Origin of the sequence: Bradyrhizobium lablabi (assembly GCF_018129385.1) — a bacterium.
In the GTDB taxonomy this organism is placed as follows: domain Bacteria; phylum Pseudomonadota; class Alphaproteobacteria; order Rhizobiales; family Xanthobacteraceae; genus Bradyrhizobium; species Bradyrhizobium lablabi_C.
Map to the genome: position 1 here is coordinate 220,245 of NZ_JAFCLN010000003.1, position 20,132 is coordinate 240,376.

The 20,132-nt window shown below is 64.0% G+C and carries 22 protein-coding genes; 11 read left to right on the forward strand and 11 right to left on the reverse strand.

From position 1 onward, the window contains the following. Positions 1-48 precede the first annotated feature (48 nt). Entirely contained in the window at positions 49-588 is a 540-nt protein-coding gene (locus JQ628_RS07710) for a TetR/AcrR family transcriptional regulator (RefSeq protein WP_249127601.1), read from the reverse strand. Positions 589-743: 155 nt separating this feature from the next. On the opposite strand from JQ628_RS07710, the gene JQ628_RS07715 reads away from it, so the two are divergent. Both JQ628_RS07715 and JQ628_RS07720 read left to right on the forward strand, forming a co-directional pair. After that, a complete protein-coding gene (locus JQ628_RS07715) occupies positions 744-1,481 on the forward strand; it encodes an SDR family oxidoreductase (protein WP_212221545.1) in 738 nt (245 codons plus the stop codon). A gap of 179 nt (positions 1,482-1,660) precedes the next feature. Further along, positions 1,661-2,095, forward strand: a complete 435-nt coding sequence (locus JQ628_RS07720) for a cupin domain-containing protein (RefSeq protein ID WP_212221547.1) — start codon at positions 1,661-1,663, stop codon at positions 2,093-2,095. Between the two features lie 45 nt (positions 2,096-2,140). Here JQ628_RS07720 and JQ628_RS07725 read toward each other — a convergent pair whose 3' ends face one another. Next, positions 2,141-2,395 carry a hypothetical protein gene (locus tag JQ628_RS07725; RefSeq protein WP_212221549.1) on the reverse strand — a complete coding sequence of 85 codons (255 nt, stop codon included), beginning with the start codon at positions 2,393-2,395 and terminating at the stop codon, positions 2,141-2,143. A gap of 89 nt (positions 2,396-2,484) precedes the next feature. Further along, positions 2,485-3,303 carry a hypothetical protein gene (locus tag JQ628_RS07730; protein ID WP_212221551.1) on the reverse strand — a complete coding sequence of 273 codons (819 nt, stop codon included), beginning with the start codon at positions 3,301-3,303 and terminating at the stop codon, positions 2,485-2,487. Between the two features lie 359 nt (positions 3,304-3,662). On the opposite strand from JQ628_RS07730, the gene JQ628_RS07735 reads away from it, so the two are divergent. The 3 genes from JQ628_RS07735 (at position 3,663) to JQ628_RS07745 (ending at position 6,298) form a co-directional block, all read left to right on the forward strand. After that, positions 3,663-5,249, forward strand: coding sequence for a hypothetical protein (locus JQ628_RS07735; protein ID WP_212221553.1), 1,587 nt, complete (start codon positions 3,663-3,665; stop codon positions 5,247-5,249). A gap of 76 nt (positions 5,250-5,325) precedes the next feature. Next, positions 5,326-5,838, forward strand: coding sequence for a hypothetical protein (locus JQ628_RS07740; protein WP_349628034.1), 513 nt, complete (start codon positions 5,326-5,328; stop codon positions 5,836-5,838). A gap of 250 nt (positions 5,839-6,088) precedes the next feature. Further along, positions 6,089-6,298, forward strand: coding sequence for a cold-shock protein (locus tag JQ628_RS07745; protein WP_212221554.1), 210 nt, complete (start codon positions 6,089-6,091; stop codon positions 6,296-6,298). A gap of 97 nt (positions 6,299-6,395) precedes the next feature. On the opposite strand, the gene JQ628_RS07750 is transcribed toward JQ628_RS07745, so the two are convergent. From JQ628_RS07750 to JQ628_RS07765, 4 genes are all read right to left on the reverse strand, one after another. After that, on the reverse strand, positions 6,396-6,896 hold the full coding sequence (locus JQ628_RS07750; protein WP_212221556.1) for a hypothetical protein: 501 nt from the start codon (positions 6,894-6,896) through the stop codon (positions 6,396-6,398). Continuing rightward, positions 6,893-7,495 (reverse strand): permease, encoded by a 603-nt coding sequence (locus JQ628_RS07755; RefSeq protein WP_212221559.1) that lies wholly within the window; start codon positions 7,493-7,495, stop codon positions 6,893-6,895. Before JQ628_RS07755 ends, JQ628_RS07750 begins: the two co-directional genes overlap by 4 nt. A 116-nt stretch (positions 7,496-7,611) precedes the next feature. Next, positions 7,612-7,986 (reverse strand): fluoride efflux transporter CrcB, encoded by a 375-nt coding sequence (gene crcB / locus JQ628_RS07760; RefSeq protein ID WP_212221561.1) that lies wholly within the window; start codon positions 7,984-7,986, stop codon positions 7,612-7,614. Positions 7,987-8,131: 145 nt separating this feature from the next. Continuing rightward, complete coding sequence (locus JQ628_RS07765; protein WP_212221563.1) at positions 8,132-8,728, reverse strand: superoxide dismutase; 597 nt, start codon at positions 8,726-8,728, stop codon at positions 8,132-8,134. Between the two features lie 358 nt (positions 8,729-9,086). Here JQ628_RS07765 and JQ628_RS07770 point away from each other — a divergent pair, with 358 nt between their 5' ends. Further along, entirely contained in the window at positions 9,087-9,587 is a 501-nt protein-coding gene (locus tag JQ628_RS07770) for a hypothetical protein (protein ID WP_212221565.1), read from the forward strand. 26 nt (positions 9,588-9,613) lie between these two features. Here JQ628_RS07770 and JQ628_RS07775 read toward each other — a convergent pair whose 3' ends face one another. Next, positions 9,614-11,392 (reverse strand): caspase family protein, encoded by a 1,779-nt coding sequence (locus JQ628_RS07775; RefSeq protein WP_212221567.1) that lies wholly within the window; start codon positions 11,390-11,392, stop codon positions 9,614-9,616. Positions 11,393-11,521: 129 nt separating this feature from the next. On the opposite strand from JQ628_RS07775, the gene JQ628_RS07780 reads away from it, so the two are divergent. The 3 genes from JQ628_RS07780 (at position 11,522) to JQ628_RS07790 (ending at position 14,043) form a co-directional block, all read left to right on the forward strand. Further along, the gene (locus JQ628_RS07780; RefSeq protein WP_212221569.1) at positions 11,522-12,052 is read left to right on the forward strand and encodes a GNAT family N-acetyltransferase; all 531 of its coding nucleotides are present in this window, start codon (positions 11,522-11,524) and stop codon (positions 12,050-12,052) included. 101 nt (positions 12,053-12,153) lie between these two features. Then, on the forward strand, positions 12,154-13,527 hold the full coding sequence (locus tag JQ628_RS07785) for an MATE family efflux transporter (RefSeq protein ID WP_212221571.1): 1,374 nt from the start codon (positions 12,154-12,156) through the stop codon (positions 13,525-13,527). 78 nt (positions 13,528-13,605) lie between these two features. Next, the gene (locus JQ628_RS07790; protein ID WP_212221573.1) at positions 13,606-14,043 is read left to right on the forward strand and encodes a DUF2147 domain-containing protein; all 438 of its coding nucleotides are present in this window, start codon (positions 13,606-13,608) and stop codon (positions 14,041-14,043) included. 114 nt (positions 14,044-14,157) lie between these two features. Here the strand turns inward: JQ628_RS07790 and JQ628_RS07795 are convergent, their stop codons facing one another. The 3 genes from JQ628_RS07795 to JQ628_RS07805 all read right to left on the reverse strand — a co-directional run bounded on the left by JQ628_RS07795 (position 14,158) and on the right by JQ628_RS07805 (position 18,160). Continuing rightward, entirely contained in the window at positions 14,158-15,306 is a 1,149-nt protein-coding gene (locus JQ628_RS07795) for a DUF3095 domain-containing protein (protein ID WP_212221576.1), read from the reverse strand. Positions 15,307-15,380: 74 nt separating this feature from the next. Next, positions 15,381-17,246: a molecular chaperone HtpG gene (gene htpG / locus JQ628_RS07800; RefSeq protein ID WP_212221578.1), complete on the reverse strand. Its 1,866-nt coding sequence runs from the start codon at positions 17,244-17,246 to the stop codon at positions 15,381-15,383. Between the two features lie 107 nt (positions 17,247-17,353). Beyond that, complete coding sequence (locus JQ628_RS07805; protein ID WP_212221580.1) at positions 17,354-18,160, reverse strand: MBL fold metallo-hydrolase; 807 nt, start codon at positions 18,158-18,160, stop codon at positions 17,354-17,356. A gap of 130 nt (positions 18,161-18,290) precedes the next feature. Between JQ628_RS07805 and JQ628_RS07810 the strand changes: the two genes are divergently transcribed. Both JQ628_RS07810 and JQ628_RS07815 read left to right on the forward strand, forming a co-directional pair. Then, the gene (locus JQ628_RS07810) at positions 18,291-19,436 is read left to right on the forward strand and encodes a Kelch repeat-containing protein (protein WP_212221582.1); all 1,146 of its coding nucleotides are present in this window, start codon (positions 18,291-18,293) and stop codon (positions 19,434-19,436) included. Positions 19,437-19,597: 161 nt separating this feature from the next. Next, on the forward strand, positions 19,598-19,945 hold the full coding sequence (locus JQ628_RS07815) for a hypothetical protein (RefSeq protein ID WP_212221585.1): 348 nt from the start codon (positions 19,598-19,600) through the stop codon (positions 19,943-19,945). The last annotated feature ends 187 nt before the right edge of the window (positions 19,946-20,132 follow it).

A 20,132-nucleotide genomic window follows, 5' to 3' on the forward strand; every position in this document is an offset into this window, starting at 1 on the left:
GTTCGCGGGGTGAGGCCATCGCTCCCGGATATGTGACTGGCCGCGATTTCACGCGACCGGCCAGGCCGCCATGGCGGCTGCGGCAACGCCTTTCAACTCCGCCGACGTGGCGCCGTCCTGCGCCTGAGTGGCCATTCCCTCGAGGACGCCGAAATACAGCCGGCTCAGGCCTTCGGTATCCGTCGAGTCTGGCAGTTCCCCTTTGGCCACCGCGGCCCGCAACCGCGCACGCAGCTTGCCGAGCAATTCGAGCCGGACCTTTCGCGCAACACGGGCGACCGCCGCCGGCCATTCGTCGCCGACGGCCCCCAGCAGCACCATGCAACCCGCCGGTGTCGCCCGGGATTTCGGCAGGAATCCGGCCCCTGCAAGCAGCATGTTCTCGACGCCGGCCCGGGCGGTCGCTCCTTCCGCAAGCCTGTCCCAGACCCGGGGGCCCTGAGTCCGGACGTAATGCTCGATCGCTTCGAGATAGAGCGCTTCCTTGCTGCCGAAGGCCGCATAGAGGCTCGGCGAGCCGATGCCCATGGCCTCGCACAGGTCGTGCATCGAGGCCGTCGCAAAACCCTTGCGCCAAAACAACAGCATGGCTGCCTCAAGCGCCGCGTCGCGATCGAATTCCCTTGGCCGGCCGATAATCGCCATCTCCGCACTTTCTGTAACGATCAACACATAAGGCCCTTGACGTTCCCGATCAAGGCCCCAGATGCTTCTGTGTCGATCGTTACAAAAAGGAGATTGCGATGACGCTGACGGGAAAACGGGCTCTGGTGACCGGAGCAAGCAAGGGCATCGGCGCGGCGATTGCCAAGGCGCTCGCCGCCGAAGGCGCTGACGTGGCGATCACCTACGAGAAATCCGCGCAGAGCGCCGCGGAAGTCGTCAGCGCGATCAAGGCGAAGGGACGCAGAGCCGTGGCGATCCAGGCCGACAGCGCCGACGTCGCCGCCGTTCAGGCCTCGATCGACAAGACGGTCGCTGAACTCGGCGGGCTCGACATCCTCGTCAACAATGCAGGGATTCTTCGCGTGGGCGAGCTCAAGGACATTTCGGTTGCCGACATCGACGCGCTGCTGAACGTCAATGTCCGTGCGCCGATGATTGCAAGCAAAGCCGCCCTGCCCCACCTTGCCGAGGGCGGCCGCATCATCACCATCGGAAGCTGCTTCGCAGACCGCGTGCCTGCGCCGATCGTCGGCGTGTATGCGGCAACGAAGCTGGCGCTGTCCGCGTTCACGAAGGCGTTGGCGCGGGAGCTCGGCCCAAAGGATGTCACAGTCAACCTCCTCCAGCCGGGCTCGATCGACACTGACATGAACCCGGCGAACGGCCCGTTCGCGGAGAGGCTCCTGCCGTTCATGGCGTTAGGCCGGTACGGCGCGACGGACGACATCGCCAATGCGGTGGCGTTCCTGGCGAGCGCCAAGGCCCAGTACATCACGGGCTCGACGATGACCGTCGACGGTGGCGCGAACGCCTAGAGCCTGGTCCGGAAGGAGACACCGATGTTGAAGCGCATCGGGCGGCATCGCTTTACGAAAAGCTTGGCTTCTCGATGCGGCAAACGATCCATCTTGTTGGTCTGAGGAGACCGCGCACCATCCCTTCCTAGCGACGAGATTGGGGGTGAAGCACCACGAAATTCAGACGGAGAAAGACAATGGAAGCCGGCATCACAACCAAATTCGAGCAGACTGATTTCGCCGGGATCAACGCCAGGATCATCAATGCGGATACAAGCCTGTTCACGATCCTGGACATGACGATCAAGCCGGGCTTCGGTGCACCGGCGCATATTTCGGCATCCGAGGACAAGCTGTTTGTCGTTCTGGAGGGGACGCTGAAATACCTGATCGGTGACAGGACGGAAGTCGCCGGCCCCGGAGCACGTGTGCAGGTCCCAAAAGGGATCGTGCATGGCTTTACCAATGTCGGCACCGGCGATGCCCGTCATATTCTCGTCTCGACGCCGCGACGGCACGAGGAATTTTTCCGCGATCTCCACAACATCCCCGAGCCGCGGGAACAGCATATGCATCTTCTGCCTGGAATCGCTGAACGGCACGATCAGACGATCGTTGGGCCTCTGCCATAATATTCCGTCGCTGACGCAATTGTGGAGAGAGGCCGCGACGACTAGTCAGTCGCGGGTCATCGAGATCAGCTTGAAATCCTTGTCGAGCTTGATGTCGTATTGCCCGTCCTTGCACCTGGCATCATCGACTTCAAAGTACCCGCTGGCCTCGCTCTCTTTTTCCATCTTGCCGCCCGTGCAGCCGAGGACTTCCAGGGCAGCCTTGATCTTCTCGGCCTCTGCCGGCGTCACGGGCGTGTCAGCAAACGCGGAGGTGCTGCTCACAAGTGCAGCAGCGAACACCATGAGGGAGGGCTTCATCTGTGCATTCTCCAGTTGAGCAAGCAAAACCAGCTCAAGCCCAGTCTGTTCCTGCCACCCGGATCGTCAGAAGCCCCAACCGCCAAGCCTCAATTGCGCAGGCCGAACATCGGCAGGAACGGCAGCGCCTGGGCATCCTGCACGGACGTGCCCTGTGCCCGGGCATCCTGTACGGACGGACGCTCTGCCTGCACGGGCGGGCGCTCTGCGTGTGCCCTTTGCGCGCGCCGGACCTGCCTTCGGAGATTTTGCGTGCGCATCTCTGCCCGCGCGTTGTGCACGGATCGAGCATGCCGGCGCTTTTGCACGAACCGATTTGATCCTCGAGCGCTCTCGGCCTCCTGTGCCGGAGCATTTTGTGGCGAAACATCTTGTGCCGGAACGCTTTGCGCCGGAGCGTTCTGTGCGGCCTGTGCCGGGGCATCCTGAACGGGCTGCACGGGCTCGGCACGTGCCTGCGCCTCTTGCTCCGCCGCCCAGGCCTGGAATTGCCTGAACAGGGCTTCAGATAGCGGCTCAGTGTTTTCCGTGCGATCCTTGCCGACCGGTTCTGATGCGGCAACTTCCTCGCGGGCCGGCGCGTCCTTTGTGGCCGGCGGCAAGGACTGCGCATCGGCGGTGGACGAAATCGGCGCCGGCGCATCGGCGGCAGATTGAATCGCCGGCGTCGGCGGCGGCGCGGAATCGCCGACCAGCGAAGCCGTCCCCCACGCAACGAGCGCCACCGGATCTCCCACTGCCAGAAACGCGATCGCGGCCGCCGCGACGGTTGCAATCAAGATACCCGCCTTGAAGGTCCGCGATGCGGGAACTGCCCCGTCGAATACATTGCCGATACCCTGCTCAGGCTGAACAGCGAGAAACTGAGGTAACGGATGGGCCGGATCAAAACCGTCTTTCGTCGGCATTGGGTGATGCTCCTCAATGGCTTCGGCGACCGTTACCCGGCTATCGAGGTGCAAAAGCGGAGGAATCTTGGTTTCACTTGGGCCCGGGAACCGCGCTGCGGCCTGTCGAGATCAACGCTGATGGCAATTCGGGCGGCGGCGTAAGGCGGCGTGCAGTCAGGCGAGGCCGATGGTTGACGCGAACCGGGCTTTTCGGCCGCGCGAAGAACAGCCGATCAGGTCCCACCAGCTCCGGTTGATGGATGATCTGATAGGTCAATTGAACTGCCACGATGCGCATATTCCGACAAAGCCGAGAAAGGAATATAGTGCAATCCATTTAGACCATCACTTTTCATTCTCGGACGAGGGAGGAATCCATGCGGAAGTCCCTGTTCCCGGTCACCGTCGCAGCTCTCACCCTATCATCCTCAGCGCCGCTGCTCGCGCAAAGCGACGTGGATCAACAACTCGGCAGCGTTCACTTCAAGACCTCCTGCAACGAAGTGGCCCAGCGCCGCTTCGATCGCGGGATGCGCTATCAGCACTCGTTCTGGTACCTCAACGCCAAGGAGGTCTTCGAGGAGGCCATCAAGGCCGATCCGACATGCGCGATGGCATATTGGGGCATCGCGCTCACGCTGATGGACAACCCTCACGGCGCAATCCCGCGGCCGAACCTTGCGCCGGGTCTCGCCGCGATCACCAAAGCCAAGGAAATCGGAGCCGCGACCGAGCGCGAACGCGACTACATCGACGCCTTGATGGTGATGTACACGGACTACGACAAGATTCCTCACGTCCAGCGCATGCGCGCGTGGCGCGACGCCCAGGCTAAGGTCGCAGCGAAGTATAAGGACGACGACGAAGCCCAGATCGCCTATGCCATCACGCTCAATACGTCGGCGGACCCGAACGACAAGACCTACACACAGCAAACCAGGGGCGCCGCAATCCTGGAGCCCATCTCCGTGCGGCTGCCGCAGCATCCGGGCGTGACGCATTACCTGATCCATCTTTACGATTATCCGGCGACCGCGCATAAAGGCCTCGACGCCGCCAATCGCTACGCCAAGATCGCGCCGGCTGCGCCGCACGCCCAGCACATGCCGTCGCACATCTACACCCGCGTCGGCTATTGGAAGGAATCAATCGCTTCCAACACAGCTTCCGTAAAGGCAGCGCGCGCCGAAAAATCGGTCGGCAATTATCTGCATGCGCAGGATTACATGGTCTATGCCCACCTCCAGCTTGGTCAGGACCAGCAGGCGCGCGCCGTCATCGACGACATGATGAAGGAAACCGACTTCAAGGCGACCGTCTTCGCGGCCGATTACGCGCTGGCAGCTTCGCCGGCCCGTTATGCTATCGACCGGGCGGACTGGGAAAGCGCTTCGCAACTATCCGTCAGGCCAAGTGGTTTGAACTACGCGATGGCGATAACGCACTTCGCGCGCGCGCTCGGCGCGGCGCATTCCGGCAAGCCGGAGGCCGCCAAAGCCGACGTCCAGAAGCTCGCCGAATTGAGCGACAAGCTGCGCGACAGCAAGGATGCCTATTGGTCGGAGATCGTCGACATCCAGCGTCAAATCGCCGTTGCCTGGGTGCTTCACGCGGAGGGCAAGTACGATGAAGCGCTGAAGGCCATGAGCGCCGCTGCGGATGCCGAGGACAGGACGGAGAAGCATGCGGTCACGCCGGGTCCTCTGGCGCCGGCGCGCGAGCTCTATGGCTTCATGCTGCTCGATCGCGGCCAGGGCAAGGAGGCCCTTGCGGCGTTCGAGGCCACCAAGGCCAAGGAGCCGAACCGCTTCCAGGGTTATGCGGGCGCCGCCAGGGCAGCCGACGCGCTCGGTGACAAGGAGACGGTAAGGCAGAACTATCAGCAACTCGTCGCCTTGACGGCGAATGCTGATACCGAGCGGCCGGAGATTGCGACGGCGAAAAAATATCTCGCCAGCAACTAGTGCTGCCTCGAGCAACGGCGGTGAAACGATGAGGAGAGCAACTGTTATCGCCGTTGCGGCAATCTCGCTCGGAAGCGTGCTGGCGGCAGCGCTGTTATGGTTCAGCCTGCCCCGGCGTGCCATTGCAACGGCGGCCGTGCCGGTATGGACCGAAGTGGCCTGGCCCTTCCCTGTCGATCAGTGGGGCAAGGGAAAGGCATTCCGGTGCAGGGCGTCGGACTGCGGCGCCGAGGTGAACGTTTACCTGCGAGCCAAGATCGGTTTTTGCAATTGCACGACAGGTGTCGCCGATGACGACGATCTGGACCGAATGGGAGATCTTGTTCTGTTCGGCACGGCCGCTCCTCGCGGCACCGGTCATCCGATCAGCGTCGCGTGGATGAAGGGGCGCAGCCGCGCCTATGTGCTCGATGCCGGCAGTCGATCCGGCAAGACAGCGATATCGATCGTTTTCAACGAACGATGCGACATGATCGCAGCGACGGCGGTGCTCGGCCACGACAGGCCGGAGATTGCCGAACCCGGCGTGATGGAGTTTCTCAACAGCAGCACAGTGATGCGCTGGGCCGAGGTAACGCTGGGACTCTAGGCAAGCGCGCTGGCAACGTGTCGGCTCGTTCGTCTCATTTGGAATCGAAAGCCCCTTACAGCGCGCTATCGCGAATCCGCCTTACGCGCTCCTTGCAAAAGGCCGCAAATGGTATATATCGTCGTCATTCGATTAGCCGCTGTGCCTTGTTGAATGCGCCCGCGGGCTCCTTTTCCAAAGACATCGACGAAGTTGAAATTGGTTCGCGCGATCACCGCGCGGAATGCGCTCGCGCGCTTTGGAGAACGGAATGACGACAGGTACTGTGAAGTGGTTCAATGGCCAAAAAGGCTTCGGTTTTATTCAGCCAAGTGACGGCGGCACCGATGTGTTCGTGCACATCAGCGCAGTCGAGCGGGCCGGTTTGTCCGGATTGGCGGAAGGCCAGAAGGTAACATTCGAAATCAAGACCGACCGGATGCGCGGCAAGGTCAGCGCAGAGAATCTTTCGCTGGCCTAAGCCGGTTACATCTTTCCACGGATGTACTGGAAAGGTGTTCATGCCCGCTCAGCCGAAGGGTTGAGCGGGTTTTGTCGTTCGGCGTGCCCTGCACGACTCACGGCTTGCCGATCAACATCGCGAGCGCCGCCGCGAGGAATGGAAACGGCAGCGACACAGCCGCGCGGAACCAGACGAACCTGGCCGGCATGAACGGGATTTCCCAGAGAATCATCCGCTGGAAGGCGAACAGCGCCCAGGCGATGACATAGGCAATCACTTGCGGCGGGCCGCCGCCGACCTTCAGCGCGACGGCCGCGATCGAAAAGCCGACCACCGGGCCGCCGGGCGTGAGCCCGCCAGCGATGGTGGCGGTCAGCACGCCGAACCAGCCGCTGTCCGGGCCGAGCCAGCCGGTGATCACTTCGGGCGGAATGACCGCGGCGATGAAGCCGGAGCCGATCACGCCAAGCGCGATGCGCGGCACGATGTTGATGAAATCCATGGTGCCTTCGCGCGCCGCTGAAACTGCCACCACGCGGCCGCGCCGCCACACCATGAAGCCGAGCACGGCGACCGAGCCCCACAGCGTGACGTCGATGATCAGGGCTGCGGTCATTCGTCCCTGCCCTTCTTTGGATACATCCGCACATAGACGATGCGACCGAGCGCGCCGGCAAGGATCGGGATCGGCACAGAGAGGATGATCCGCCACAGCGTGAAATCGGTGCCCAGGATCGGCAGCTCCCAGGCGATGGCGCGGCCGTAGCCGATCAGCGTCCAGCTCACCACCATGGCGATGGTCGCGCCGAAATCGGCGCCCACGGTGAGCAGGGCCGCGGCGACCGGATACGCCGTGAACGGCCCGCCCGGCAGGATCGCGCCGAAGGCGGTGCCGATCAGCAATCCCTTCAGGCCGGATTCCGGCCCGAGCGCGCGCGAGACTTTTTCATGCGGCAGGATTTCGGCGATGAAGGCGCCCAGCAGGCAGCCGGCCAGCACACGCGGCAGGATCTCGCCGAACAGCCAGATATCGCTGGAGAGAATTTCCGTGACGCCGGATGTGCCGTCGCGGCGCCAGACCAGCACGACGCAGACCGCGACCAGGACGCCGATGAAGATCATTGACCAGCCGACCGGCTTGCGCTGCTTGCGCGGCGCTGCCTCCGGCTCGGCCGTGTCGTCGGGCGGCGGTGGGTTCGCGGTGGGCTCTGACAATGAGGCGAGTCGGGGTTTGGAAAAGGACTTCCCTGCTTAGTCGCCGCGGCGAGGGGACGCAAACCGAAGGACGGCCTATCCCATGCGCCGCTCAGGGATGGCCATGCAGGCCGGCTTCAGGCGAAGTGCCGCACCAGCGCGAGGCCGGCAAACAGCCCGGCGATCGACAGCACCACCGAGCCGATCACATAGAGCGCGGCCAGCATCAGCTCGCCGCGCTCATAGAGCAGCGCGGCATCGAGCGAATAGGCCGAGAAGGTGGTGTAGCCGCCGAGGATGCCCGTCATCAGGAACAGCCGCCATGGCTGGGCGGCTTCACCCTTGAAGGCGAGATAGCCCGCGATCAGGCCCATCACGGTGGAGCCCGTGATGTTGATGATGAAGGTGCCCCAGGGAAAGCCGGGCGGCATGCAGCGCGCGCAAGTGAGATTGATGAGGTGGCGGAGCGTTGCGCCAAGGCCGCCGCCGATGAAAACGAGGATGTAGCTCACCTGCCCTGCCCTTAGCTCAGGGAGCGACTTTCATCGTCATTGCGAGCGAAGCGAAGCAATCCAGCTTTCCGCACGGGGATGGATGGATTGCTTCGTCGCTGTCGCTCCTCGCAATGACGGCTGAGGGACTATCAGACCTTGCCGATCACACCTTGCCGAACAGCTCGTCGACATAGTCCCAGTTGATCAGGTGATCGCAGAACGCCTTCAGATAATCCGGGCGGCGGTTGCGGTAGTCGATGTAGTAGGAGTGCTCCCAGACGTCGCAGCCGAGGATCGGCGTGGCGCCGTGCACCAGCGGGCTCTCGCCGTTCGCGGTCTTGGAGATTTCGAGCTTGCCGTTCTTGACCTGTAGCCAGCACCAGCCGGAGCCGAACTGGCCGACACCGGCGGCGGCGAAATCGGTCTTGAACTTGTCGAGGCCGCCGAGGTCTTCGTTGATCTTCTTCTCCAGCCGGCCCGGAATCTTGCTGCCGCCGCCATTCGGCTTCATCCAGTTCCAGAAATGCAGGTGGTTGTAGTGCTGGCCGGCATTGTTGAACACGGCCGCGTTCTTGCCGAACGAGCCCTTGACGATCTCCTCAAGGGATTTGCCTTCGAATTCGGTCCCCTTGATCGCGTTGTTGCCGTTGGTCACATAGGCCTGATGGTGCTTGTCGTGATGGTACTCCAGCGTCTCCTTGGACATGTGGGGCGCGAGGGCGTCGTGGGCATAGGGCAGGTTCGGGAGCGTGAATGTCATGGGACTGTCCGCAAATGGTGGGAGACGGGGGGTAACGGGAACTCCTTATAGAAGGTTCCAGCGGCCTTCGACACCTGCAAATTTTGGAAAACAGGCGCCGCGCGGGGCATGGATGGTCACATCCGGCGGCAGCAAAATATCATTTGGAATGAATTGCTTACGCGATCGATCGACGACATGCCGGATCGATCCTGCGGAAGCGCCCGGATTGTCGCAGCGCGCCTGGTATTGCCGGCGCCGGCCTTCGCGGTTCGATACGGTCTCCATCGCCGATTGCGCGTAAGGACGAATTGCAAACAACCAGTCCTTCGCATTTAATCCGGCGCGTTATTGTAGCTATTTTGCCGGGGGTACATCCATGGGGCTGAAGACGATTTCGTTCGGTGCGGCGTTGGCCGCCACCATCCTTACAACATCTGCGCCCAGCGAAGCGGCCGGCCAGGTCAGGGCGCGGTTCACCTTCGAGGGCCTTGCGACCTGCCAGAACCCGCCGATCACGAACTTTCCGATTCGTGGCGAGGGAGAAGGCGTGCTGTCGACCGACCGCAGCGCGACACTCAACATGAATTCCACGGTCGAGGGCCAGGTGCAGTACCAGGCCAAACTCGGCGGCAAGGCGATGGAGGCGCCGGCGGGCTCGGCCTCGCTGCATGTGGTCGGACGGCATACGCTGCGGGCGGTGCGGGATTATCCGAACAACCAGATCATCATCACGATGACCATTCGCGGCGCTGCCTGCACGATGACGATCGACCAGCGGCTGAAGCCCGGCAAGAAGCAGTATACCTTCTACAACGGCTCCGGCCTTTCCTACTGCTCGCGTCCGGTCATCACCCGGACCCAGTGCACCAGCTACTGATCGGCAACGATTGCGGGGCGCCCCCGCTATTCGCAGAACGACATGCCGTTGGCGACGAAGCACTTGCCGCCGCGCCGGCCCGAGGCGGGCGCGCGGCGCTCACGCTGCTGCGTGACCTTCGGCGGCCGCTTCTGGCAGGCACCGTTGGAGCCGAGCACGTAGCCGTCGTCGCAGGTGATCTTGACGCATTGTTCGCCGCTGGCGCGGTAGCCGCGCTCGCAGGCGAGCGGACAGACGCGGCCGGTTTTCGATTTCACCACGTCGAGCGCATCGATGCTGGCGAGCTTGATGTCGAGCTTGGTGCCGGCATTGTTGTTGAACGATGACAGCGCCTTGCGCGCCGATTCATTCCACTCGCTGCTCACGTCGCCGGTCTTGCAGCCGACGCGCTTCAATTCGGCCTGCAACAGGCGGGGGATATCGGGGGGTGCCGGCTGCGACGTGCGGCTTTCCTGCGGCGCAAGCGAAGCCACCTTGGCTTCCTCCGCTTTCCTGCCCTCTTCCGCTTTCCGCGCCTGTTCGGCGGCAAGCCGCGCCTCGTCGGCCTGCTGCTTCTCTGCCGTCTTGCGGGCCTCCTCGGCTACCTTGGCGGCGAGCTTGGCGTCGTCTGCCGCCTTTTTCTCGGCGGCCTTGCGGGCGTCCTCCTCTGCCTTGGCCTGAGCGGCCGCCTTGGCCTTCTCGGCGGCGGCGACCTTTTCTTCCTCGATGCGCTTCTGCTTCTCGGCGGCCAGTTTCGCTTCTTCGGCCGCTTTGGCCTGCTGCGCGGCCTTGGCCTGTTCGGCGGCCCTGGCGCCTTCGGCGGCTAACCTCGCCTGCTCTTCCGCGGCCAGCCGCGCCTTCTCGGCGGCGGCAACCCGGGTAGCTTCCGCCGCGAGCTTGTTGCGCTGGGCTTTCGCTAGCTCGGTGTAGAAGCCGGACGGATGGGCGGCGATGAAGGAATCCCACGCCTCCCGCGTGCCGACGCGCTCGGCCAGTTCATAGTCTCTGCGGACACCTGCATTGGGATCGGCGACCACGGGCGGCGCCGCGACTGCCGGCGCCGGCACCAGCGAAACATCGTTGCCGCCCAGCGAACCATAGACAAACGGCTCCTGCCGGTTGCCGGTGGCTTTCATGACGTCATCGCGCACCAGGCGGAATGCCTTGCCGAGTTCGAGCCCGGGCTTGGCCAGATGCGCCAGCAAGGCCGATGTGAAGGGACTGTGGCGGCCGTCGCCATCGGCGGCGGTCGATCCGCCCTTGGCCGCGAACGCGATCAGCGTGTTCGGCCGCGACGGCTCGACACCGGCGAGCCCGCGGCCGAGCGCGCGCGAGGCCACCATACGTTTCATCGTCTTCGCGAAAGGATTGTCGCGGCAGGCATCGAGGATGACGAGCCGCAACTGCTTGGCCGGCTCGATCGCCTGTAGGATGCGGTCGAGCGAAATGGCCTCGTCATAAGCGTCGGTATCGCGCTCCAGCACGGCGTCGACGGGCACGAGATAGTTGGTGCCGTCCACCTCGAGCCCGTGACCGGCATAATAGATGACGGCGATATCGGCATCGCGCGCCTTTTCGGTGAAGTCGCGCAAGGCGCGCCGCATTTCCGAATTCTTCAGGTCGCGGCGGGTTTCGACGACGTCGAAGGCGGCCTTCTTGAACATGTCGGTGACGGCGGCGGCATCGTTGGCGGGATTGGCCAGCGCGACCACGTTCTGGTAGCTGGAATTGCCGACCACGAAGGCGACGCGCTTGTCGGCGAGCGCGGACCGGCTGGCAAGACCAATTGCCAGCATGGCAACGATCAAGGTGGCGAGCCGGCGCATCGAGTTCCCCAGTTTCCGATCGTGGAATCATATCATTTGCCCACATCACAGCAAGGCGAGGCGCCGCCATCTGTGATTTCCGTCACCGATCGGCTATGGCGGCACCCGGGCATCGTGTGGGAATCGAGCATGAGCATCGAAATCGAGGTCTTGAACGGGGATGCGTCCTGGCCGGTGGCTGAGCCGTTGATGGAGGCGGTCTGGCCGCCGCATGTGCTGCAAAAGCTGCCATGGGGCGAGGTGGTATTTGCCCATGCCGATTTGCGGGTGCTGGTGCAATCCGAGGAGCAGGGCCTGCTCTGCCACGTCGGCATTTTCCGGCGCGAAGTGACATGGAACGGGCGCAAGCTGCGCGCCGGCGGCATCGGCGCCGTCGCAACCCGCGAGGATTGCCGCCGCCACGGCCATGCCAGCATCGCGCTCAATGCCGCCGTGCAGACGCTGCGCCACGAGGGCGCGATCGATTTCGGCATGCTGTTCTGCGAACCGCACAACGCGCCGTTCTACGCGGCGCGCGGCTGGCAGCTCTATGAGGGCGAGGTCTATGCCGAGCAGCCGGAGAAGGGCCGTCTCCGTTTCGATGTCCTGACGCCGTATATCTTCCATATCCGCCGCTCACCGCTGCGGGGCGTCGTCGACCTATGCGGCCTGCCGTGGTGACCTCTGCGCGGCAGGGGATAGTTTGCCGCCCGCACCGTCTATAATATGTCGTCCATAATCTATTGCGCCGGGCGGAATTCGCTCCGGCAGGCCGGGGACGCATGACCATCGAAGCTTCTGTTGATGCGCGTCCGCCGGCAGCTCCCGTCAACGCGCTGTTGACCGCGCCGATCCTGCCGACGCTGCTGAAGCTGGCCCTGCCCAATTCGATCGCGATGTTCGCCACTGCCCTCGTCGCGGTCGCCGAGACCTCCTATATCGGCCGGCTCGGCGTCGAACCGCTGGCCGGCATTGCGCTGGTGTTTCCGTTCGTGATGCTGACGCAGATGATGTCGGCGGGCGCGATGGGGGGCGGCGTGTCGTCGGCGGTCAGCCGCGCGCTCGGCGCGGGCAACCGCGAACGCGCGGCGACGCTGGCGCTGCATGCGGCGATCATCGGCACATTGGCAGGACTGTTCTTCACGGTGATGATGCTGGTGTTCGGCCGCGCCTTCTATGCGCTGCTCGGCGGCAGCGGCGCGGTGCTCGAACAGGCGATGCATTATTCGCAGGTGCTGTTCTCCGGCGCGGTGTCGATCTGGCTGGTCAATACGCTGGCTTCCGTGGTGCGCGGCACCGGCGACATGCGCGCGCCGTCGGCCGTGCTGATTGCGGTTGCGATCATCCAGGTAGTGGTCGGGGGCACATTCGGGCTCGGCCTGTTCGGCGTGCCATCCTTCGGCATGCGCGGCGTCGCGGCCGGTCAGCTCATCGCCTTCACGCTCGGAGCCATTTTCCTGATCTGGTATCTTGCCAGCGGACGCAGCCGGTTGAAGCTGAACCTGAGGAATTTTGCGTTCCAGCGCGACATGTTCCTCGACATCCTCAAGGTCGGCGCGATTTCCTGTCTGTCGCCACTGCAAACCGTGCTGACGATCCTGATCTTCACGAAGATCCTCGCCGGGTTCGGCACCGTGACGCTTGCCGGCTATGGCATGGGCTCGCGGCTGGAATTCTTGCTGGTGCCGATCTCGTTCGCGTTCGGCGTCGCCTCGGTGCCGATGGTCGGCATGGCGATGGGCGCGGACCTCGTCAGCCGTGCGCGAAAAGTGGCCTGGACGGCGGGCGCTGCGGCAGGCCTGAGCCTCGGTCTGCTCGGCGTCATTGTTGCCATCAAGCCCTCGCTCTGGGTTTCGCTGTTCACCAGCGATCCCGGCGTGACGCAGGCCGCCTATTCCTATTTCGCCTGGGCGGGTCCGGCGTTCGGATTCTTCGGCATGGGGACGTGCCTCTATTTCTCCTCGCAGGGTGCGGCGAAGATGCTGGGCCCGGTGCTGTCGGGCACCTTGCGCCTCCTGCTGGTCGCGGTCGGCGGCTGGTGGCTTGCCTCGTCGGGTGCCGAGGCCTGGACGCTGTTCGCGCTGGTTGGCGGTGCGATGGTGGTGTTCGGGCTGACGACGGCGCTTTCGGTGCGGCTGACCCGCTGGGGAAAATGACGCGGCCCTGCGGCCGTTTCCAGCATTGCGCAAGCCGGATTTATTGATATTCAGGCCCCCGGTTTTCAGGAGGGGGTTATGACGCGATTCGGCTTTATCGTTGGGGTCATCGCCGTGTTGTTCGGCGCGTCGCCTGCACGGGCGCAAGGGGCTGAGCCGATCGGCATCTGGCAGACCCAGGCCGGCGATGCGCGGGTGCGCGTCAGCAAATGCGGCGGCGGGATTTGCGGTGTCATCGTGTGGCTGCGCGAGCCGATCGATTCGGCGACCGGCCGGCCGCAGGTCGACGACAAGAATCCCAATCCCGCGCTGAAGACGCGGCCCGTGATCGGGCTGCCGCTGTTTTCGGGGATGCGGCCGTCGGCACCCAACCGATGGTCCGGCCACATCTACAATGCCGACGACGGCGGCACCTATGAAAGCCACGTCTCGATGGCGGGCTCGGGCAGCCTGCGCGTCGAAGGCTGCGTCGGCGCGATCTGCGGCGGCGAAAACTGGACGCGGGTAGGGAATTAATCGTTCCTTCTCCTCATCCTGAGGAGCGCGCTCTTGCGCGCGTCTCGAAGGATGAAGGCCGCAGACGGGCCTTCATGGTTCGAGACGGCGCTGCGCGCCTCCTCACCATGAGGATCACGCGGCCATCGCCTTCAGCGCGGTTGCCGCCGAGGCATAGCCGCCGCGTGCGCCATCGATGAAATGCACATGGTCGCTGCGCATCACCGATGGCGTGAAGCAGGTCATCATTGCCGCATCCTGCCGGTGCAGGCCGTAGCGCACGATGCGGCTTGAGGCGGCGGCCGCAAGGCGCTGCGACAGCTCGGCCTCCAGCTCGGGCGTGCAATCCAGGATCATCCGCAAGCCGTCGTCATATTTACGGAAGTCGGAATTTTCCACCACTTGCTGCCGGTAAACCTTCGGCACGAAATTGCCGACCTTGATGCCGAAACGCATGATCACATAGGCCCAGAACGTGAAGGCGAGCACAAAGGTGCGCCGCATCAGAAGCGGACCGCCGCGCGCGGCGCGGGCCTCGTATTCGAGGCCGGCCGGCGGCCATTTCAGCGGCGGCCCGTCCGGCGGCACCGGCCGTCCCGCATCCGGGCTGCGTTCGACGCGGTTGATGACGTCCTCGATCACCTTGCGAAAGGCGTTTGGATCGGCGCCGCGCGCGGGCATCACCAGCACCGAGAGGATCACCCCCTGCCGCGCGGGGATTTCCTCGAACCGGCACGACAGGCCCGACAAATCCGGCTGCGTGCCTGCGGGCGCAGGCGGCACCGCGAACTCGCCGCGCTTCATCGCCGCATCGGCCCAGCCGAGCCCGCCGCCGGAAAACATCGCGTAGGAAAGATTCGCCGACGGCCCAAAGCGCGCAACGCGGACATCGAGCCCTTGCGCCCTCACCGCCGAGACCGGCACCAGCGCCACCCGCATCACGAGGTCGAGGTCCTCTTTCGCCCAGGCCGCCGTCGCCGCCAGCGCTTCGCGCGCGGAATCGAGGTCGTCAGGCGCCACCGCAAAGCTCGCGCCATCGCCGCCGAACACGAAAGGAAACTCGCGTCCGCCCAGCGCATTGGTGACGGCCGCGATCACGGCGGCACCCGCTACATTGACCGCCTTGTAGCGCTGGTTCGCGATCGCCTTGGTCGAGTCCACGATGTCGGCAACACCGATGCACCAGTCATCCGGCAGCGGCGAATACAGCTTTGGGTCCATCAGGCTGGCAAAGCCGCGAAAGACCGGGATGCGCCCGTAAAAGCTGTCGGTAGCGTTTGCCATCGCGATGCGGGCCCCGTTTGCCAACATTGTCTAGCAGATACGGGCGCGTTTGGAATCCGGTTCGGCCGAGCGAGCTAGAGTTTGACTCCCCGCAGCACCAGCCGATTCAGCCGGTTCGCAAACGCCGCCGGGTCCTCCGGCAATTCGCCGTCGAGGATTTGCGCCTGTTCCAGGAGGAGGAACGACAGATCCTTTGCCGAATCCTTTGCTTCGGTGATCGCCGCGACCAGCGGATGCTTCAGGTTGATTTCCAGCACCGGCTTCTGGATCGCGCTCTTGTCGTGCTGCGCCAGCAGCCGCTCCAGCGCGCGGTCGCGCGCCTCGCCCGAGGCGACGAGGCACGATGCGCTCGAGGTCAGCCGCTGCGAGGCGCGCACGTCGGAGACGCGTTCGCCGAGCGCATCCTTGATCACGGCGACCGTCATCGCCTCGTCGGCGGCGGCTTCCGCCTTGTCCTCGGACTTGTCGTCGAGCAGCGGGATCAGGCCGAAATCGATATCGCCCTGGCTCAACGATTTCAGCGGCTTGCCGTCGAAATCGAGCGGCGCCGCGGTCCAGAACGCATCGACCGGATCGGTCAGCAGCAGCACTTCGATGCCGCGCGCCTTTGCCGATTCCAGCTTTGGGTTGGATTTCAGGCGATCGATGCTGTCGCCGACCAGATAATAGATCTCGGTCTGGTTCGGCTTGAACTCCGCGACATATTGCTTGAGCGAGCGCTTCTCGCCTGTCGTAGTGGTGAAGCGTGATAGCGCCAGCAGCTTTTCACGGCGCTCAAAATCTTCCCAGATGCCTTCCTTGATGACCGGGCCGAATGCGTCCCAGATTTTTGCGAACGCCTCCGGCTCCTTCTCGCCGAGGCTTTCCAGCTCGCCGATGACGCGGCCGGTTACGGCCTTGCGTATCTGCGCGAGCTGCGGATTGTTTTGCAGCATCTCTCTGGAGATGTTGAGCGGAAGGTCTTCGCTGTCGATCACGCCGCGGATGAAGCGCAAATAGGCCGGCAACAGCTCGGCATCGTCGGCGATGAAGACGCGGCGAACGTAAAGCTTCACCTTGCCCTTGCGCGCCTGGTCGAACAGGTCGAACGGCTTTGTCGAGGGCGCGAACAGCATCACCGCATAGGACTGGCGGCCCTCGGCGCGGTAGTGCAGCGTCATCGCGGGCTCGTCGAAGGCGCCGGCAATGGATTGATAAGCCTGCTTGTAGTCTTCGGCCGTCAGCTCCGATTTCGACCGCTGCCACAGCGCGCTGGCCGAATTGATCTGGCGCGGCTCGCCCTCCTCCGGGACCAGCTCGATCGGAAACTGGATGTTGTCGGAATAGGCGCGCACGATGCGCTCGATCTCATAGGTCTCGAGATACTTTTGCGCATCCTTTTTCAGGTGCAGCACGATCTCGGTGCCGCGCGTGACGCGTTTAGCATCCTCATCGCTGGCGGGCGCGACTTCAAAGCCGCTGCCGCCCGACGACGACCAGGTCCAGACCTGATTGGAGCCGGCGCGGCGGCTGGTGACGACGATGCGCTCGGCCACCATGAAGGCGGCGTAGAAGCCGACGCCGAACTGGCCGATCAGGTTGGCGCCGTCCTTGGCCTCGGTCAGCCGCGCGAGAAAGGATTTGGTGCCGGAACGCGCGATGGTGCCGAGATTATCGATCAGCTCCTGCCGGTCCATGCCGATGCCGCTGTCGGCCACGGTCAGCGTATCAGCCTTCTTGTCCGGCCTGATCCAGATTTTTGGCGGCGCACCGTCGGCGATCAGCTCGGGCGAGGCAATCGCCTCATAACGCAGCTTGTCGCAGGCATCCGACGCGTTCGAGATCAGCTCGCGCAGAAAAATGTCGGTCTCGGAATAGACCGAATGCACCATCAGGTGCAGGAGTTCGGCGACCTCGGCCTGGAACGGCTGGGAGACAGGGGCGGTGTCGGTATCGGACATGGCGTGGCTCACTGGAACGCAAAATAGACGGTAGGTGGAAAGCCCCGATATAACAATGGCATCCGGGCTGGCAAGACTTGCCGGGGCCGCTCCGCGCCGGAACACGCCTAGCCGGCGATTGCCGCGAGATATCGCCGCACGGACGCATCGAACGCCGCCTTGGCGCCCGATGCGATATTGCGGCCCCACCAGGCGCCATAGACGCGGTCGAACGCCAGCGGCGCGATTGCGCTTGCGATGGCGCGCACCGCGGCCGCGTTCAGCGGAATGTAGTTCGGAAAACTGTACATGAAGCTGAGCGAGCGGCGGTCCATCGCCACCATGGCAACGTCGCCGGTGAGCAGCGCGCCGCGCCCCTCCGCACCGGCGCGCCAGTGCAGGATGGTGGCGCCGGCAAAATGACCGCCGGCGCGCACCAGCAGGATGTCATCCGATATGCGATGGCTGTCGCCGGACCATGGCACGATCGACGGATGCGGACGCGTGACCCATTTTCCATCGTCGCCATGCAGATAGACCGGAACGCCGCCGAACGCCGCGCTCCAGTCGGCGACCGCACCATAAAAATGCGGATGCGATACCGCGATCCCCTTCAGGCCGCCAAGCGATTTGATGTGCTCGATTGCTTCTGATGTCGCCAGCGGAATGCAATCCCACATCACGCAACCGTCGGTCTCGCGGATCAGCAGCGCGCGCTGCCCGATCGCAAATCTCGGCTCGAGGGCGATGCCAAGCAGGCCGAGATCGTCGCGCCAGACGACCTTGTGGTTTTTTGCGAACGCGTCGCGGGTCAGCCATTTCTGGCCGTCCCAGTTCACAAACTGCCGTTCGTCCTCGCAGATCGGGCATGATGCCGGCGGCTTGTCGCTCTCAGGGAACTGAGCGCCGCATTGTTCGCAGGTCCAAAAGGGCATGGCTGGATCTCCGTCCGAGAAGAGCATGTATGCCTGGTTAACTTGCAAATCAGCCCTTGACGCTGTGGTATGAAATGCACAGCCGCGGACTACAACCGCTCACATCGATCTCTCCAGTCGAGAAGCGCAGATGTCATCTAGTACGCCGAAGCTTACCCGTAGAGCCTTCGTTGCCGTAGCCGGAAGCGCGGCGTTCTGTACGCCGGCGCTCGCCCAGCATGCCGGGCACGGCAGCACCCTGCCCGAGGCCAAACCCTCGACTGATCCCTTCTCACGATTGCAGGGCGGCGCGCCGCATCATCTCACCACCGAGCAGATCGCCCAGCGCAAGACGGGAAGCCCGGCGCCGAAGGGACCGCCGGGCCGCTGGACTCCGAAGGCGGCATTGCCGCTGCCGCGCAGTGAGATGGCCTGGGCGACGGCGTGGGCCGGGCGCATGCATATCGTCGGCGGCTATGGCGAGGGCCGCGTCGACCGCGCCTATCACCATGTCTACGATCCCAGGGATGACCGATGGTTCAACGCAGCCCCCTTGCCGCGCGGCGCCAATCATGTCGCTGTCGTCGCGGATGCCGGGCGCATCTATGCGCTCGGCGGCTTCATCGAGCAAAACCGCAATCCCGATCCGAATGCGTTCTTCTACGACGTCGCGTCGGACAAATGGACCACCATTGCGCCCCTGCCGCGCTCGCGCGGCGCCGCCGCGGCGGTCGCGCTCGACGGCAAGATCCATCTGATCGGCGGCGCCGGCGCGCCGACCATGGAGCGCGCCAGCGTCGGCTGGCACGAGGTCTACGATCCGCAAGGAGACAAGTGGGAGATCCGCAAGGCGCTGCCGGCGGCGCGCGACCATGTCGGCGCGGTCGCCCATAACGGCATGATCCACATCATCGGCGGCCGCTTCAACGTGTTCGAATACAACACCGATCTCCACCATGTGTACCTGCCCGTGCAGGACACCTGGAAGGAGCGCGCGCCGCTGCCGACGCCGCGCTCCGGCCACGGCCTCGTCGTCTACCGCGACCGCTTCTTCGCGATGGGCGGCGAGTACGGCGTGATCGAGGGCGGCCAGATCACGCAAGGCGCCGTGTTCAGCCAGATGGAAAGCTATGATCCCGCGACCAACACCTGGCAATCGCACGCCCCGATGCTGACGCCGCGCCATGCGGTCGGCGCCACCACCATCGGCGATGCGATCTACGTCGCAGGCGGCGGCGCCGTCACCGGCGGCGCGGTGCAATCGTCCGTGCATGAAGCGTTTACGCTGGCGGCTTGATCGTCCGCGGTACTGCCCGCGCCAATGGCGTGGCAAGGCTCTCGCGCCGGCAGCCACCATGGGCCGAGCCATCTTGCGCGCATCACCTGATGAGGTGATTACGCCGCCGCCTCCGCCATCCATAGTCGGGAAACCGGCAGGCGGAGGCCTTTCGAAAAGCGATGACTCTCAGAAACGCGATTGCTTCGAGCCTCGTGCTCCAATGGCTTTTGCTCGCAGTTCCGGCCGCTCCCGCATTGTCGGCGGCGGATGGAACTCGCGTCCAGTTTTGCTGGGCGCTCGGGAAATTCGACCACACAGTCTATTTCGCCGAAGCCGAGGTCCGCGAGGATCGGCAAACAAGCTTCACCGAGCTACTCGATATCTCCGGCATCGACCACGATCTGGTCGAATGCCGGCTTTCGGATTCAGGATCGTTCCGTTCGGTGCGCGCCGAATTGATGAAAACCTGGGCAGACTCCGAATTCGAGATCATCAACACCACGTTCCTGTCCGATCTCGATTATTGAGGAATCGGGAACTCCGCGCCGTCATCGCTCTGTCGTGTGAGGCGCGCCGTTGTGCCGGCTGGCGCAGCCACCCATTTGGGTGAGGTATTGCGCGCATCACCCAAATTATCGTCACAACGCGTCCTTAGATTGATCGGCGTTTGACGTCCGCTGGTTCCATTGGCGCGATCGCGCCACAAGGTGAGAC